This window comes from Halanaerobium saccharolyticum, assembly GCF_003259895.1.
GTDB lineage: Bacteria > Bacillota > Halanaerobiia > Halanaerobiales > Halanaerobiaceae > Halanaerobium > Halanaerobium saccharolyticum_A.
Window position 1 is genome coordinate 35,814 of the sequence record NZ_QLME01000023.1, and the last position, 15,249, is coordinate 51,062.

At 33.3% G+C, this 15,249-nt stretch carries 15 protein-coding genes; all 15 read right to left on the reverse strand.

Annotation, left to right across the window (positions count from 1 at the left end; all coding sequences use genetic code 11):
• Positions 1 to 34 precede the first annotated feature (34 nt).
• On the reverse strand, positions 35 to 853 hold the full coding sequence (locus C7958_RS12520) for a carbohydrate ABC transporter permease (protein WP_111573018.1): 819 nt from the start codon (positions 851 to 853) through the stop codon (positions 35 to 37).
• A gap of 65 nt (positions 854 to 918) precedes the next feature.
• Positions 919 to 1,827 (reverse strand): carbohydrate ABC transporter permease, encoded by a 909-nt coding sequence (locus C7958_RS12525; RefSeq protein ID WP_111573019.1) that lies wholly within the window; start codon positions 1,825 to 1,827, stop codon positions 919 to 921.
• A 71-nt stretch (positions 1,828 to 1,898) separates the two neighbouring features.
• On the reverse strand, positions 1,899 to 3,179 hold the full coding sequence (locus C7958_RS12530) for an extracellular solute-binding protein (RefSeq protein ID WP_111573020.1): 1,281 nt from the start codon (positions 3,177 to 3,179) through the stop codon (positions 1,899 to 1,901).
• Positions 3,180 to 3,281: 102 nt separating this feature from the next.
• Positions 3,282 to 4,472: a D-mannonate dehydratase ManD gene (gene manD / locus C7958_RS12535; protein ID WP_111573021.1), complete on the reverse strand. Its 1,191-nt coding sequence runs from the start codon at positions 4,470 to 4,472 to the stop codon at positions 3,282 to 3,284.
• Between the two features lie 119 nt (positions 4,473 to 4,591).
• Positions 4,592 to 5,272: a FadR/GntR family transcriptional regulator gene (locus C7958_RS12540; RefSeq protein WP_111573022.1), complete on the reverse strand. Its 681-nt coding sequence runs from the start codon at positions 5,270 to 5,272 to the stop codon at positions 4,592 to 4,594.
• Positions 5,273 to 5,417: 145 nt separating this feature from the next.
• Positions 5,418 to 6,851 carry an alpha-amylase family glycosyl hydrolase gene (locus C7958_RS12545; protein ID WP_111573023.1) on the reverse strand — a complete coding sequence of 478 codons (1,434 nt, stop codon included), beginning with the start codon at positions 6,849 to 6,851 and terminating at the stop codon, positions 5,418 to 5,420.
• A 241-nt stretch (positions 6,852 to 7,092) separates the two neighbouring features.
• Entirely contained in the window at positions 7,093 to 9,504 is a 2,412-nt protein-coding gene (locus C7958_RS12550; protein WP_111573024.1) for a response regulator, read from the reverse strand.
• A gap of 15 nt (positions 9,505 to 9,519) precedes the next feature.
• Complete coding sequence (locus tag C7958_RS12555; protein WP_111573025.1) at positions 9,520 to 9,825, reverse strand: Hpt domain-containing protein; 306 nt, start codon at positions 9,823 to 9,825, stop codon at positions 9,520 to 9,522.
• Positions 9,826 to 9,877: 52 nt separating this feature from the next.
• Positions 9,878 to 10,876 (reverse strand): GGDEF domain-containing response regulator, encoded by a 999-nt coding sequence (locus tag C7958_RS12560; protein WP_243834350.1) that lies wholly within the window; start codon positions 10,874 to 10,876, stop codon positions 9,878 to 9,880.
• Positions 10,877 to 10,912: 36 nt separating this feature from the next.
• Positions 10,913 to 12,310: a glycosyltransferase family 2 protein gene (locus tag C7958_RS12565; protein ID WP_111573027.1), complete on the reverse strand. Its 1,398-nt coding sequence runs from the start codon at positions 12,308 to 12,310 to the stop codon at positions 10,913 to 10,915.
• A complete protein-coding gene (locus C7958_RS12570; RefSeq protein ID WP_111573028.1) occupies positions 12,303 to 12,896 on the reverse strand; it encodes a HEAT repeat domain-containing protein in 594 nt (197 codons plus the stop codon). The genes C7958_RS12565 and C7958_RS12570 overlap by 8 nt, the downstream gene beginning before the upstream one ends.
• Positions 12,893 to 13,393 carry a HEAT repeat domain-containing protein gene (locus C7958_RS12575; RefSeq protein ID WP_111573029.1) on the reverse strand — a complete coding sequence of 167 codons (501 nt, stop codon included), beginning with the start codon at positions 13,391 to 13,393 and terminating at the stop codon, positions 12,893 to 12,895. Before C7958_RS12575 ends, C7958_RS12570 begins: the two co-directional genes overlap by 4 nt.
• A 2-nt stretch (positions 13,394 to 13,395) precedes the next feature.
• The gene (locus C7958_RS12580; protein WP_111573030.1) at positions 13,396 to 13,770 is read right to left on the reverse strand and encodes a response regulator transcription factor; all 375 of its coding nucleotides are present in this window, start codon (positions 13,768 to 13,770) and stop codon (positions 13,396 to 13,398) included.
• Positions 13,771 to 13,790: 20 nt separating this feature from the next.
• A complete protein-coding gene (locus C7958_RS12585; protein WP_111573031.1) occupies positions 13,791 to 14,357 on the reverse strand; it encodes a hypothetical protein in 567 nt (188 codons plus the stop codon).
• Between the two features lie 184 nt (positions 14,358 to 14,541).
• A partial coding sequence (locus tag C7958_RS12590) for an ISL3 family transposase (protein WP_111573032.1) occupies positions 14,542 to 15,249 on the reverse strand: 708 nt, incomplete at its 5' end.

Below are 15,249 nucleotides of genomic sequence, written 5' to 3' on the forward strand. Positions count from 1 at the left end.
TTGAAAATTTTATAGGAAAATATATAATTTTCTGCTATGCTTTTAAAGCTCCAGCTGTCATTCCCTGAACTACTTTTTCCTGAAGCAAAATAAACAAAATTATCAAAGGGATTGAAGCTAGGGTCAAGGCAGTCATAACATAAGGCACATTAAAACCATGTTCTCCCTGAAACCTCCATAAACCTAAAGTTAAAATCCATTTCTCTGGTGAAGAAATCAATATTAAGCCATAAACAAATCTATTCCAGATCTGCACAAAATTATAAATTAAAATCGTACTCAAAGCTGGTTTTGAAAGCGGTAGAATTATTTTTGTGTATATTTGGAAATAACTGGCTCCATCCATAAACGCTGATTCTTCAATTTCTTTTGGTATACTTTCCATAAATCCTGATAAAATAAAAATTGATACCGGAAGCATAAAGGCAATATATGGCCCCGCCAGGCCAATCAATTTATTATTTAAATTTAAAAATCTACTAATTTTATATACAAGTATTAAAGTTGAATGAATGGGAATCATCATTCCAGCTACAAAAGTTGCTAAAACAAACTTATTCATTTTAAAATCTATTCTTGTAATTATATAACTTGCAAGACTGCTAACAAAAACAAGCACTACCAATGAAACTGCTGTAACAAAAATACTGTTATAAAAATATTTATAAAAACCAGAATTTGATACATCTAGATAATTAATAAATTTATATGTTTCAGGGAACGCCCAGATTGACTCCTGTAAAAACTCCATATTTCCTTTCAAACTTGTACTAACCATAAAAACAAAAGGATAACCAAAAATTATGCTAAATATTGTTGCTATTATGTAATAAAATATGCTGCTTTTTTTCATGGTATTACCTCCATATCTATAAATCGTTACCTCAAATTAAGTATATCACTCTAATTATAAACCAATTACTTTTTTCTCTTGGTCAAAAATAAAACTGTCATAGAAATACTAAAGGCTATTAAAAACAAATAAATACCAATTGTACTTCCATATCCCATTTCCATATCTGTAAATGCTGTTTTATACATATATGTTGCTAAAAGTTCTGAAGCATGATTAGGACCTCCACCAGTCATAGTAAAGGCAAGCCCAAAAGCTTTTAATGATCCTGTCAAAGATAAAATACAGGCATTAACAATAGTGGGTTTAATCATTGGTAAAGTTATACTAAAAAATTGCTGCCAGCCCTTTGCTCCATCAATTCTAGCTGCTTCATAAATACTTTGAGGTATACTAACTAGAGCCGCTGAAAAAAGTATCATATAAAAAGGTGTAAAACGCCAACTAATTGCTCCTATAACTGAATATATGGCAAGATCTCTGTTTCCTAACCAGGCAGCCTGTAAAGATTCCAGTCCGATCATCTGCAGAAGATTATTTAAGAGACCAAAATTAGGATCATAAATATAAGAAAATAGAATACCCACTGCTACAGCTGACATTATATAAGGTAAAAAGAAAATAACTCTAAAAATTTTATAACCTTTAATTTTCCTGGATATAAATATACCTAATAATAAGCCGATCGGGATCTGGATCAGAAGTGATAAAATTACTAATAAAAAATTATTACTTAATGCCTTCCAGAATATCTTATCCTGCAAAACTAACTGCCAGTTTTCTAAACCAACAAATACTAAGTCTTTTATACCACTCCAGCTAAAGAGAGAATAATAAAAAGATAGGGGTATGGGAACAATCAAATATAGTAAATAAAATATATAGGCAGGGATTAATCCTAATAAAACAAACCTCAACTTCTTCTGAGTTTTTTCACTAAAAAATTCTGTTAATCCAAAATCATTTGAATCCATAATTCTCTGCTCCTTCCATAATAAGAATTATTCCCTCCTCCTTATTTAAGAAGGAGGGATAATTATATAAGTTATTCTTCTCCATATACCTCTTCAGCTAAGTCTTCCCATTCTTTTGTCATTTCTGCAGGAGAAAGCGAACCATCTAAAACTCCCTGCAGGCTTTCTTTATGGTAAGATCCTAATTTTGGAGGCAAAGTTTGATCATATGCTGTTTGAATATGTGGTGCTGCCATAAATAATTCTTTCATTTTTACAGGTATTCTTCCTTCAACTTCTACACCTTTTTGAACGGGAACAAGTCCCGCTTCTTTAAGAGCCATACCAGCTTTTTCAGTTGAAAGGTTTCTTAAGAATTCTAATGCAGCTTCTTTATTTTCAGTATTCTTATTAATTGTAAACCATGAACCACCAGGAGATCCTAACGCATTGTTTGGATTACCTTTTCCATCTTCCACTGCAGGGAAAGTAAAGATATCTGTTGCTTCATATACTGATGGTGCTTCATTTTTCATATTAGGAATAAAGCTTGGGGTTTGAATAGTCATTGCAGCTTTACCAGAATAATAAAGCATGTAATCCTGAGCATTACCATGTTTTAGGCCATTAAAGCCTTTTGGAAATGCTCCTAAATCAACTAGTTCCTGAATTTTTTCTGCAGCTTCAACAAATGGTTGATCGGTAAAGTGACCTCCTGTTCTGTTTAAAACACTCTGGAAAGCTTCATAACCACCAATTCTATCTACCAGATACATATAATAGAATGATGCCGGCCATGCTTCTTGATTTGCTAAAGCAAATGGAATTATGTTATTTAAACGTAATACTTTAATTACCTCTTTCAAATCTTCATAAGTTTCAGGTACTTCTAAGCCATGCTCTTCAAATATCTCTGTATTATAATATGTTGCAAATAGCTCAATACCATGACCGGGCATACCATATACATTACCATCAAATGTTGCTGGATCAAAAACAGTGCTGCTTACAAAGCCATCAGCAACTTCTGGATTTTCTTCCAACCAGGCATTTAGATTTAAAGCCATCTCAGCATCAACATATTTTTTTAGTGAACCTCCGCCCCAAGACATAAAAATATCTGGAAGTTCATCTGAATTTATAGCAACCTGTACCTTTGTTTTGTAAGCTCCATCTTCCATTGGTGAGCTAATAACTTCAAGATCTGGAAACTTTTCTTGAGTAGCTTCAACTGCCTGGTCCACAATTTGTTTACCATCACTATCAGTAGTATATACATGCCAGATTGTTAAGGTATCATCTGCAAGCGCTGAGACAGATAAAGTAAAGATTAGACTAATCAACATTAAACTAATTAAAGTTTTCTTTTTCATTCTTTTACACTCCCCTTTTTAAGTAAGTAATTTTTTCTACTACAAATAATTTTCTGATTATTATTGGTAGCTACCCCCCCTTTCACTTAATTAATAGTTTTACTACCAATCATGAACACTGCCATCAAGCCTTTCAGCCACTGGAAGATAGGCTTTTTCATATGAAAATTTTTCAGCCATCTCCTCGTCAATATCACAGCCTAGACCCGGCTTATCAGATATTTTTAAATATCCATCTTTAAATTCAGGTCTGCCACTAAAAACTTCAGCAACTTCTTTCGGGAATTCTGCAAGCTCCTGGATACCAAAGTTAGGAATTGAAAAGTCAAGATGTAAATTTGCCATATGAGCAATCGGAGAAATATCTGCCGGACCATGCCAGGCAGTTTTTATATGGAATGTTTCTGCTAAATGTGCTATTTTCTTTGCTTCTGTAATTCCTCCAATATGGCTGACATCACATCTAATGTAGTCAATTAACTGTTCTTTGATAAGAGAAATAGCATCCCATCTGCTATTGAATAATTCTCCCATTGCTAAAGGAACCGAAGTACTGTTCTTTATAAATTTAAATCCATCTTTATTTTCAGGTTTTATCAAATCTTCTAAAAATAATAAATTAAATTTTTCTAATTCATCAGCCAGCTTCTTGGCTTCAGAAACAGTCAATCTCTCATGTGAATCATGAATTAAATGAATATCATCATCAACTTCTTTTTTTAGATACTCAAATAATTTAGGAATGGTCTTTAAATAAGGTTTTGAATCCCACTTTTCTACAAAAGGTAACTCTTTTGCATCATCTGCCACTGTTCCATATGTACCATCTAATCCCGGTATAGAAACCTGAACTCTTAAAGCCTTATATCCTGCTTCTATTTTTTCTAAAGCATTATCTTTAACCTCTTCAAAACTTTGACCTGATACATGAGTATAGCATAGTGCTTTATTTCTGCATTTTCCTCCCAGAAGAGAATAAACAGGCAAACCTGCTTTTTTACCCTTGATATCCCATAAAGCCATATCAATTCCGGCAAGAGCAGTCATAAATACAGGACCTCCACGCCAGTAAGCACCACGATAAATATACTGCCAGATATGTTCTATATTGTCAGGATTTTTATCCATTATAATTGGGGCCAGATATTCTTCTATAGTTTTGGCCACTGCTAATTCTCTACCATTTAAAGTTGCATCTCCGACTCCATAAATTCCCTCATCCGTTTCGATTTTTACTGTTACATAGTTTCTTCCAGGGTTTGTTACTATAACTTTGACATTTTTAATTTTCATCTTATCACCTTAATTTTCTATTATTGTTGTTGAAAATTTCATTTTTCATATATATATGGATAATTAATTTAGTTGTAGGTTGTTAGTTGTAGGTTGTAGTACAAGTCATCTTAAAAAAATTATATTTTTTTTAAATCTTTAAATCTTTCTCTATCATCTTCCTCTGATAAGTTAACTGCTAATTCTGGATCCTTATTCTTAATTGCATTATAGAGTTTTTTATGTCCCTCTATACTTTTTTTGAAATCTCCTTCTTTATTCATTTCTTCTAAATGATGAAAAAGGATGTCTTTCAGTCTCAGCATTGTTTGATGAAGAATCTTATTTTTAGATGCTCTAGCAATATTCAGATGAAACTTATAATCCCACAAAGAATATTCTTTATAATCATCCTGATGTTTTATCATCTGATCTAAAGCTTCCTTAATTTCCTGAATATCATCCTCATCTGCCCTAATTGAAGCCAGACGGGCATTTTCTTTTTCTATCACACTTTTAAACTCCAACACATCAAGCATTTCATCATTACTAAAAATCATATCTGGAATAATGCTGCTTACAATACTGCTGTTAAGATTTTCTGAAATAAAAGTTCCCTGTCCCTGTTTGGTCTTTATAACATTTAAACCCTTAAGTTTCTGAATAGCATTTCTAATAGTATTGCGGCTTACTCCAAATTTTTCTGAAAGTTCATTTTCTGAAGGTATTTTCTCTCCTGGCTTCCACTCTCCACTCAGAATTTTCTCCTTCATCTTTTTATAAACCTCGTCAACTAAATTAATTTTTTTAATAGTATCCATAATATCTCCCCACTTTTATTTAATTATAAGTTGTAGGTTGTATTACAAGTCGTCAGCTTAAATTATAGCTTATTTTTATTGCAATGTCAAATTATAATTCCAACTACTAGTAAGTTTAAATTTTTTCTGCTTACTTTTTTGCAGCTTACTGTTTTTCAACCTGAACCCAAATCGAATAGCCTTCTCCTGCTGTTCCTCTAACCTTAAAGTTTCCATTTCCATTACTATCTGTTTTGACTTTTTCTGTTACATTATTTGTAAAATCATAATAGTAAGTATTTGCCTTGCCTGTATTTATGGCTTTTTCAATAAGAACCGTTTTCTCTCGCTGAGTTATCATCATTACCAGTCCACTTCCGGGATGTTTTTCATCACCTGTTCTAATATACGAATATGTTTTTTGATCATTTGTTTCACTCTCAAAAGCATCACCATAGGCAAATTTCTTGCGAGCAGAAATTAACTTATCTATTTTATCTTTTAAACCATAATTATAATAATCTTTCCAGAATACAGTTGGAATTCCATCTCTCCGCATCATAATATATGTATATGCCTGCATTTTTCGATAAACAATAGTCTCTATTCCATATTTATTGGTACTTTCATGATCTGTATCATGATTTTCTACAAAAGTAACTGCTCTATTTTTATAATCTTTTTGATTGACCAATCCTCTGCCTCCATACCAGCGCATATCAAGGTTGCCTTTCATCATTTCTACAAAACTCTGTCTTAAAGGAAAATCAAAGACACAAAGCTTTTTATTATCAACAATGTTTAAATAATCCATTAAAGATTTTGGACTATTAACCCAGGCTTCACCAATAAAAATTAAATTCTTCTCTGTATCTGCAGTAACTTCCTCAATAAAGTCATGAATCATTTCATTATCAATATGAGTACTGGCATCTAATCGAAAACCATCAAAATCCATTTGATTAATTATCCACTTTCCCCAGTTTATCACCTCGGCTTTAATTTCCTGATTATCATAATCTATATCTGCTCCCATAAGATAGTCATCTTCGTAAGAATCATCCCACTCTTTACACTGAAAGAGAAATTCTCCTGCCCTTCTGGTTCGCTCGTTCCAATCAACCCCATCAAAATGGCTCCAGTTAAGTTTTAAATTACTGTATTTATTCCCACGGCCTGGAAAATCAAATTTTGTCCATACTTCGGCCTGGCTTCCGTCTTTTAAAGTCACAGTTTCTTTATCATCTGCTCCCAGTCGGTGATTTAGGACAGCATCATATATTACTTTTAAGCCTTTACTATGCAAATTGTTGACAACCTTTTCTAATTGTTCTTTTGTCCCGTATTTAGTTCTTTTATTCCCCTTCTGCTTAAATTCTCCTAAGTCCCAGAGGTCATAAGTGCCATAACCAACATCCTCTATCCCCCCTGCACCTTTATTAGCAGGCGGAAACCACAGATAATCAAATCCTGCTTCAGCTATTGAATCAGCTCTTTGGTCTATTAAACTCCAGAGATCTTTTTCTTCAGGAAAATCCTCTGCATATTTATTACTGTTCATTTCCCAGTAAAAAGTCTGTAAAATAACTGGATTTTCCACATTGATCACCTCCTCCAGAAGCTTAAAATTTAACTGGTTTTTAACTTCAATGAATTTCCAATCTTATTTATAGATAAAAATCCTCTCATTTTTTAAAAATAAATACTTTACTATCGCAAACATTTTTTAATTCGTTTAAGAACTTTTATCCTGAAAGTTCCCATGTTAATCGCAATAAAACGCAAAGCAATCACTACATTATTCTCTACTCATTTTATGAAGGTAATTAAGCTCTATATTTTTAAATATACTTTTCGATCATCTCAAACAGCTTATCTTTTTTTAGCGGTTTAGTCAGATGGTTATCAAAACCTGCCTGCAGTGCCTGTTTTTTATCAGAGTCTAATGCATAAGCAGTTAAAGCAACAACCGGGGTTTTATCCAGCTTATTTCCTTTTTCCCAGTCTCTAATCTGAATAACAGCCTGATAGCCGTTCATTTCTGGCATCTGAATATCCATTAAAACAAGGTCATAGGTCTTCTTTTTAAATTTATTTACGGCTTCAAGTCCATTTGCAGCCATTTCCAGCAGATAGTCTTTTTGCTGCAGAAAGGCCTTAATTAAAAACCTATTGTCCGGATTATCTTCTACTACCAGTATTTTTTTATTTTCATTAACTTTTAAATCAGCTAAATTTTCTTCAAATTGCAGGCTGCTGAGCTTAGTGTTCTCGGATTCCTCATTTTTAATTCGCCCAACCGCTGTTTCAAGCAGAGAAAATAATTCGTTTTTCCGGATTGGCTTCATCATATAATCATCAAAAAAGGCTTTGTGGGTTCTCAAATATTTGTTTTCAAAATCAGAAGATAAGATAATAATCTGCAGTTTTTTAATCTTAAAATTTTCTCTTATTTCACGAGCGGTTTCGAGACCATTTTTTTCTGGCATAAAATTATCCATTAAAATAATTTGATATGGTTCTCCGGCTTCAACACTCTTTTTAACAGCTTCCAGAGCTTCCCGGCCGGAGTTAGCTGTATCAACTGCAGCTCCTTTATCTGTTAGTATTTCTTTTAAAATAAAGATGTTAGTTGAATTGTCATCTACAGCTAGAATTTTAAATTGACTGAACTGCAAAAGCTCGTTATCCGGTTCTGAATTATTAATTACTGTTGTTTCCAGGGGCAGAGAAAAATAAAAAGTACTGCCCAGGCCAGGTTGGCTCTGGAGCCAGATTTTGCCCCCCATTAATTCCACCAGTTTCTTTGAGATACTGAGGCCGAGACCTGTACCACCATATTTGCGGGTGCTGGAAGCATCAGCCTGGGTAAAACTGTTAAATATATATTTATGCTTAGACTCAGCTATTCCAATCCCTGTATCTTTAACTGCAAAGATAACTCTGTCTTTACCGGGATTAGAATTATCAACTTTAACATCTAAAAAAACCTGTCCCTTTTCTGTAAATTTAACGGCATTCCCCATTAAATTCATTAAAACCTGTCTTAAACGCTCTGGATCACCAATTACACATTTTGGTACCTCAGAGGCTATTCTTAATGGCATCTCCAAATTTTTATTGTAGGCTCTAACTGAAATCATCTCTGCAATATTCTCAACTACCTTTGTTAAATTAAATCTTTTTTGCTCCAGCTCAACTTTGCCCGCTTCTATTTTTGAAAGATCAAGAATATCATTTATCAAGCTCAGCAGACTCTCACCTGCATTCTGGAAAATATCAACATACTTTGACTGCTGTTCATTTAAATCAGTATCCTGCAGCAGTTCTGCCATTCCAATTATCGAATTCATAGGGGTTCGAATCTCATGACTCATAGTTGACAGAAATTCTGATTTAGCTCTAGAAGCTTCCTGTGCTTTATCACGAGCCTGCTCTAGTTCAATGTTTTTTAGCTTTAATTCTTTTGAATAATCCTCAAGTTTGTTTAAAGCTTTTTCTTTTTCACTAATATCATAATTAACACCAATAACCTCTACTGTGTTGCCCATATTATCTAAAACAGGTTTTCCAAAAGCTTTAATGTATTTTATCTTACCAGAACTGGTTTTGATTCTAAATTCAGCCTCAAAGATTTTCTTTTTGGCTACTGACTCTTTAAACTTCTCAGTTGCTTCTTCCCTGTCTTCATAATAAATATGTTTTGTCAAACTCTGATAACTATACTGGGAGTCACTTTCAATCTCATAAATCTTATGCATATATTTATCCCAGATAAATCTATCAGCTGCTAAGTCTAACTTCCAGACACCTATCCCGGCAGCACTGGTGGCCATCTTATATCTCCTGCTTAACTCTTTCTTTTCTTCTTCTAACTTCTTTTGTTTTGATATATTGCGGGAACTGCCTACAATATGGGTTACTTCTCCATCTTTTAAAACAGGACTTAACTTAGTGGACCAGACTTTTTTACCTCCGGGAAGGTCGAGAGTTTCCTCGTAAGTAATTGTCTCTTTTTGCTGCAGACATTTTTGATAATGAGCCTCTACCTCACTACCTAATTCTGCTCCCAGAATTTCCACCGGTGTTTTCCCGGCAATATCTTCAGTCTTTAATCCGGTCAGGTTTTCATGAGTAGGATTTAATTTAAGAAAGCGAAAATCTTTATTCTCATCTACTTCTATAATAAAAAGTGCATCCTGAGTGTTGTTAAATACGATTTCATATTCCTTTTCTAAATTTAAATTGTGCATCTGATCCCCCCCTTTTTATTCTTTCTGATAGATAATTTCTAGATTATCTAGATAATTCCTCAATTCATCGATTAAATTTTTAATCTCCTCTTTATTTTTCAATTCAGCATTTTTCTCAATCTGGCTTCCAATTTCTGTGAGATAATCAAAACCGTAGCCACCGCCAGAGCCCTTCATACTGTGGCCGATAATTCTAATCTGATCAAACTCTGATTCCTGCAGCAATTTTTCTAATCTCTGTCTATCTTCTTCGCGGTTTTCCAGAAACTGCGGGATTAGAAATTCAAGATCCGGGTCAATGTAAACTATATTTTTTGACATTTTAACATCCCCTACTTTGCCTCATTTTTTATTTTGAATTAATTTTAACTTTTTATTCAAAATTTTTATATACAATCTGATTTTTACCGTTTTCTTTAGCCTGATACAGAGCCTGATCTGCCTGTTCAATCAAAGAACGGATTAAATGCTGATCAATTTCTTTTTCCGCTTTAATACTGCTGACTCCCAGACTGACAGTAACATACTCAGAAGTATTAGAATTTTTATGTTCAATTTTTAAATCCATAATCCCTTTTCTAATATCTTCGGCAATTTTCAGTGCCCCATCTTTAGCTGTATCCGGAAGAATAACAGCAAATTCCTCTCCACCATAACGGGCAGCAAAATCAGCTGCTCTTTTAGTTTTTTTATCTAAAACAGAGGCTACCTCTTTTAAACATTGATCACCCTGCTGATGTCCATAGGTATCATTATATTCTTTAAAGTTATCAATATCGATCATAATTAAAGACAAATCATTATTTTTTCTTCTAGCTCTTTTCAATTCTTTTTTGATAGTTTTATCAAATAAACGCCTGTTGGAAATTCCAGTTAAGCCATCTACTAGAGCCATCTTTTCCAGTTTTTGATTTGCTTTTTTCAGTTCTTCTGATAATTTAAGCAATTCTTTTTCTCTTGCAATTCTTGCCTTAGTTTCTTTTCTCAGTATGATTGCAGAATTAATCCTGGCCATAAATTCTATCTTTTTTATCGGTTTTTTTAAATAATCCATTGCGCCTGCTGCAAAAGCGTCTTTTAAATATCCCGATTCTTTTTGGGCAGTTATCATAATAATTGGAACTTCCTGATAGGCAGGATTACTTTTTATTTTTTTACAGATTTTTATTCCATTTTCTTCTCCCAGAATTATATCTAAAATTATAAGATCAACACTGGGATCAGTTTTTAAATCATTAAGATTTAATAACTGATAGGTTTTTTGAGCCGTATCTGTAAAATGAATTTGCTCAACTTCCAGCCTTTTTAAATAATTTTCCAGCAGTTTTCTCATATCTCTGTCATCATCAACAACTAAAATGTTTATTTTCATCACCTTTTCTTCAAATTTTAAACAAGCTTAATTATATTAAAAATTCTTTCGTTTTTGTGTTCCCCAGCTTTCTTTCTTTAAAATAAGATCAATTATCCCCCGCAGACGCCAGTAAGTATGCAGCTGTTTATAGCCCAGATTTTCTAAAAAAGCATATAAAATCAAACTCAGCTTATCACTTAATTTATTATATTTATGAAAAGTCATCTCTTCAAAAAGCAGAGAAATTATAGATAATAAAATCCCCATTAGAACAGCAGTGATAAAAAAGAGTACTGCCACCGGGGTTATCGCTGACTGCAGAAAGATAGTTAAAATTATTGCCAGATAACCAAGTGTTTCGATTACGGGACCTAAAAACTCTACAAAAAAATAAAAGGGATAGGTAAATAGGCCAAGCAGTCCATAATCCTTATTAAAAAATATTTCTTTATTCATCAACAAACTCTGTCCCAGTCCCCGCTGCCATCTTCGGCGCTGATTAGAAAGAGTCTTAATATCCTCTGGCACCTGAGTCCAGCAGACTGGATCCGGAAAGAAAACAACTCTGTATTCGCGACTTGATTTTTTCATCATTCTATTTAACTTAAGTACTAACTCCATATCTTCTCCCACTGTGTCTGTACTGTATCCTCCAACTTCAATTAAATGTTTTCGCTTAAAAACACCGAAAGCACCAGAAATAATGAGCAAACTGTTTAAAGCAGCCCAGCCAACTCGACCAAATAAAAAGGCCCGCAGATATTCTAAAACCTGCATTCTAACCAGTGGTTTTTTGGCAAGTCTCACTTTTGTAACCTGACCACCTCTGATCTCACAGTCATTGGCAACTCTGATGGTTCCTCCTGCAGCAATTACCCGCCAATCTTTGGCAAAAGGTTCTACAATTTTTAAAAGGGCATGGTCATCAATTAAAGAATCTGCGTCTACATTACAGACAAGCGGAAACTGCGCTATATTGATTCCTGCATTTAAAGCATCAGCTTTCCCACCATTTTCTTTATCTACAACCACCAGATTAGGATAATCAGTTGAGTCATAAACCTCTTTTACCGGCAGAGTTTCTAAATCTTTTCTATAACTCCGGCTTGAAATAACTAAATTAAATTTATCTTTTAATTCTTCGATAGTAGCATCTTTTGATCCATCATTAACAACCACAACTTCATATTCAGGATACTGCAGTGAAAGAATAGAAGTTATATTATCTACAACAGTTAACTCCTCGTTATAAGCGGGAATAATAATCGAAACAGGTTTATAAAATTCACTCTGAAACTTATTTTCAAACTCTACTGTCTCTCTTGCACTCCAGTACTTTCTGATTGAAAAAAATGCTTTAACATTCAAAAATAAATAAGTTCCATTAACCAGGAAGAAATATATAACAGCAAAATAATCAAATACCAGTAAAAAATAATAAAAATTATCCATTATATGCCTCACCAACTTTCAAATCTCCAGCCTGATCCAGAATATATTTTCCCATCTCATAACCCGGTTCTTTATTTTTAATAATTTCAATTAAAAGATCTTCTTTACCCAGCTCAAAAATAGCCTGAGCCGAATAATAGCGGACCCACCAGTTTTGATCACTGAGTAATTTTTTTAAGTCAGGAAGATAATTGCTGTCCTTAATCTCTGCTAAATAATGAGCAGCCTGACTTCTTACCACCCAACTTTTATGGTTTAAAAAAGGTACTAAGTCTTTATCAATCGGGTATTCTATTTTTGCAAGAGCTTTAAAGATATGAATCAATACCTCTTCATTATAATCTTCATTTAAAGTAGAAACCATAATTTCTACTCCCGGTATAAAGCGGAAGTATCCAAAAATATCAAAAAACAGAGACAGGCTCTGATATTCAGGGACTTCTAAAATTTCTTCTAAGTTGTTTTCTTTCCTGAAATTTTTTTCTAAAAAATCTTTAATCTGATAACAGCTCTCTTCTCCAAAGCGAATTAAGATTTCTGATAAGCCTTCAAAAGTAAAGCTGCTTTCGTTTAAAACTATTTTCAAGACCGGAAAAAAAATTCCTGTTCCCCGATGTCAGCAATTGCCCAGATACTGGCAGTCATAAGACTTTTATCTTCAGAATTTAAATAATCCTTTAATAACGGCAGTGCTCTTTTTTCTCTAACCTTACCCAAAAAAGCTGCTGCTTTTATTTTTTCTTCCCGATTTCCTTTTTTAAGTTTTAATAAAAAGAAATCAATCATCTTATTCTTTTGAACCAGCTGCCTTAATTTTTCAAAATCATCTCCTCTTAAATTTTTTAGATATGGTTTCAAAAAATCATATAAATAAAAATAACTATCATTCATTACAGCTGCTGTTTTTTCCAGACTTAAGTCATCATTAAGATACTGAAACAAAATTTCTTCCCACTCTTTTTTTTTCTGCTCAAAAATCCTATTTCTTCTTTTATACTGCAGATGGTAAATAATTATAATTAAAATGATTAAGAGAATGAAGATAATTAGACCGCCCGCAAGATAATATAAATAGTTCAACATGGTCAATCACCCAGCATTTTCTTAACCCTCAGCAGCAGCTCATCCGGACGAAATGGTTTGGTTAGGTACTCATCAGCACCGGCACTTAAAGCCTTAAGAATATCTTCTTCCTGACTTTTAGCTGAAAGCACTAATATAGGCAGCTTAATCTCTGCTTTCCTAATCCTTTTTAAAACCTGCATTCCATCTAAAACAGGCAGCATTAGATCAAGAACTAAAGCATCATAACTATCAGACTTTATTTCTGCTAAGACTTTGTCTCCTGCTTCAATAACTTTAATTTCATAATCTTCTTTTTCAAATTTATAGGCTATCAATCTCGAAATAGAGGCATCATCTTCAGCAATTAAAATTTTATTCATCTTCTCAGCATCCATCTTACTCACCACCAGCTTTCTTATTTTAAATCCATTTTAAAGTCTAAATTAGATGTTTTTTGATCATTAAACCATAAATTTAAACTGCTCAAATCAAATTTATCCCCAGCAAACAGATTGGAAAACTCAAATCCTACTTTAAAAACATACTCTCCTCCCTGATAGTGGCTTAAAGCTAGATTTAGCAGGTAGCCATCCCTGGGATAATATAAATCAAGGTGCTGCGAAAAATCTGCTGTCCAGCCATCAGAATAACGCCGGGAAGTATTTTTTAAAACCATAATAGTTTGCTCAAATTGATGTTCATATTCTAACTCCAGTGTTTGATATTCCGGATTCAGATTATCTTCAACGAAATTATAATTAACTCCCCACCGGTTTCTAGGATTGATTAAATAGTTAAAATTATTATTCAACTCATATTTATCTCTGCTGCCACCATCATAGTAAACAAATTCTGAACTCAAAGAGGTTTTATCAGGAATAATAGGTTGGTATATCTCTATTTCTGATCTGAAAATAAAATTCGTTTCGTCAGCAAAATAATTGGCACCGGCTGAGGTATCTAGATTAAGACCATCAGTCAATGGTTTTTCAAAACCAATTCTTAATTCCAGATCTTCTTTTTCAGCCTCAGAATAAACAGCGCGTCCTTCGAGATAAAAGGCCAGTTTAAGTTTATTGTTAATTCTTTTGGTTCTTTAACAAATGTTGTGAAATCTAAATAGCACCGTTTGAATCGTGTTATCTCTTTTATTTTTTTAATTGCTCTTAAATACTTAGCAATGATAAATATACTCGGCGTTTTAAGTTTTCAACTTTGGGAACACCGTAGCCAATTCTTTTAATTAGTTTGATTTTGTTGTTTAAACCTTCAGCAAATCCGTTGGTTATTCTAGTTTTAAAATAGTTAATAATATGCTGTTCCCACCGTTTTACTGTTCCTTTAGCTCTATAGAAAAGATTTAATTTGGCCTGGCTAACATTTTCATACCAGTGATTTAAAGCTTCAATAGATTCTTTAACATCAGGTATTTGGAGAAGATCTCTAAATTCTTCTTTTAACTCCCATGCTTTTTCTAAAGCAGGAGATAACTTGAAGATTTCTATCAACCTCTGATGGCCGTCATCATCAAGTTCTTCACCAGCCATCAGAAGGGTGAGTCTTGATTTATAGAACTTCTTTCTATTGGCAGGAGTCTGTTTATCCTGTTCCTCTTTTCTCAGCTTATCTAAAGTATTATTGATAGCTGTAACCAGATGGAACTTATCAACTACTATCTTAGCATTGGGAAAAACAGTTTCTGCAACAGCTTTATATGGACTCCACATATCCATGGAAAAGTACTTGATCTGCTCCCGAAGTTTCTCAGGCCAGGTATTAAAGTACTCAATTAAATCATCTTTTTTTCTAGAAGTTAATATATCAATTAGTTTACCATTAATCGGATCAGTTAAAGCGACAGCATATTTATGTTT

Excerpts from the sequence above, each read along its gene's own strand:
- C7958_RS12530 (WP_111573020.1), bottom strand. The coding sequence starts at position 3,179 with ATGAAAAAGAAAACTTTAATTAGTTTAATGTTGATTAGTCTAATCTTT.
- C7958_RS12560 (WP_243834350.1), bottom strand. The coding sequence starts at position 10,876 with ATGAAAATAAACATTTTAGTTGTTGATGATGACAGAGATATGAGAAAA.
- C7958_RS12580 (WP_111573030.1), bottom strand. The coding sequence starts at position 13,770 with ATGGATGCTGAGAAGATGAATAAAATTTTAATTGCTGAAGATGATGCC.
- C7958_RS12520 (WP_111573018.1), bottom strand. The coding sequence starts at position 853 with ATGAAAAAAAGCAGCATATTTTATTACATAATAGCAACAATATTTAGC.
- C7958_RS12565 (WP_111573027.1), bottom strand. The coding sequence starts at position 12,310 with ATGGATAATTTTTATTATTTTTTACTGGTATTTGATTATTTTGCTGTT.
- C7958_RS12555 (WP_111573025.1), bottom strand. The coding sequence starts at position 9,825 with ATGTCAAAAAATATAGTTTACATTGACCCGGATCTTGAATTTCTAATC.
- manD (WP_111573021.1), bottom strand. The coding sequence starts at position 4,472 with ATGAAAATTAAAAATGTCAAAGTTATAGTAACAAACCCTGGAAGAAAC.
- C7958_RS12525 (WP_111573019.1), bottom strand. The coding sequence starts at position 1,827 with ATGGATTCAAATGATTTTGGATTAACAGAATTTTTTAGTGAAAAAACT.
- C7958_RS12550 (WP_111573024.1), bottom strand. The coding sequence starts at position 9,504 with ATGCACAATTTAAATTTAGAAAAGGAATATGAAATCGTATTTAACAAC.
- C7958_RS12575 (WP_111573029.1), bottom strand. The coding sequence starts at position 13,393 with ATGTTGAACTATTTATATTATCTTGCGGGCGGTCTAATTATCTTCATT.
- C7958_RS12540 (WP_111573022.1), bottom strand. The coding sequence starts at position 5,272 with ATGGATACTATTAAAAAAATTAATTTAGTTGACGAGGTTTATAAAAAG.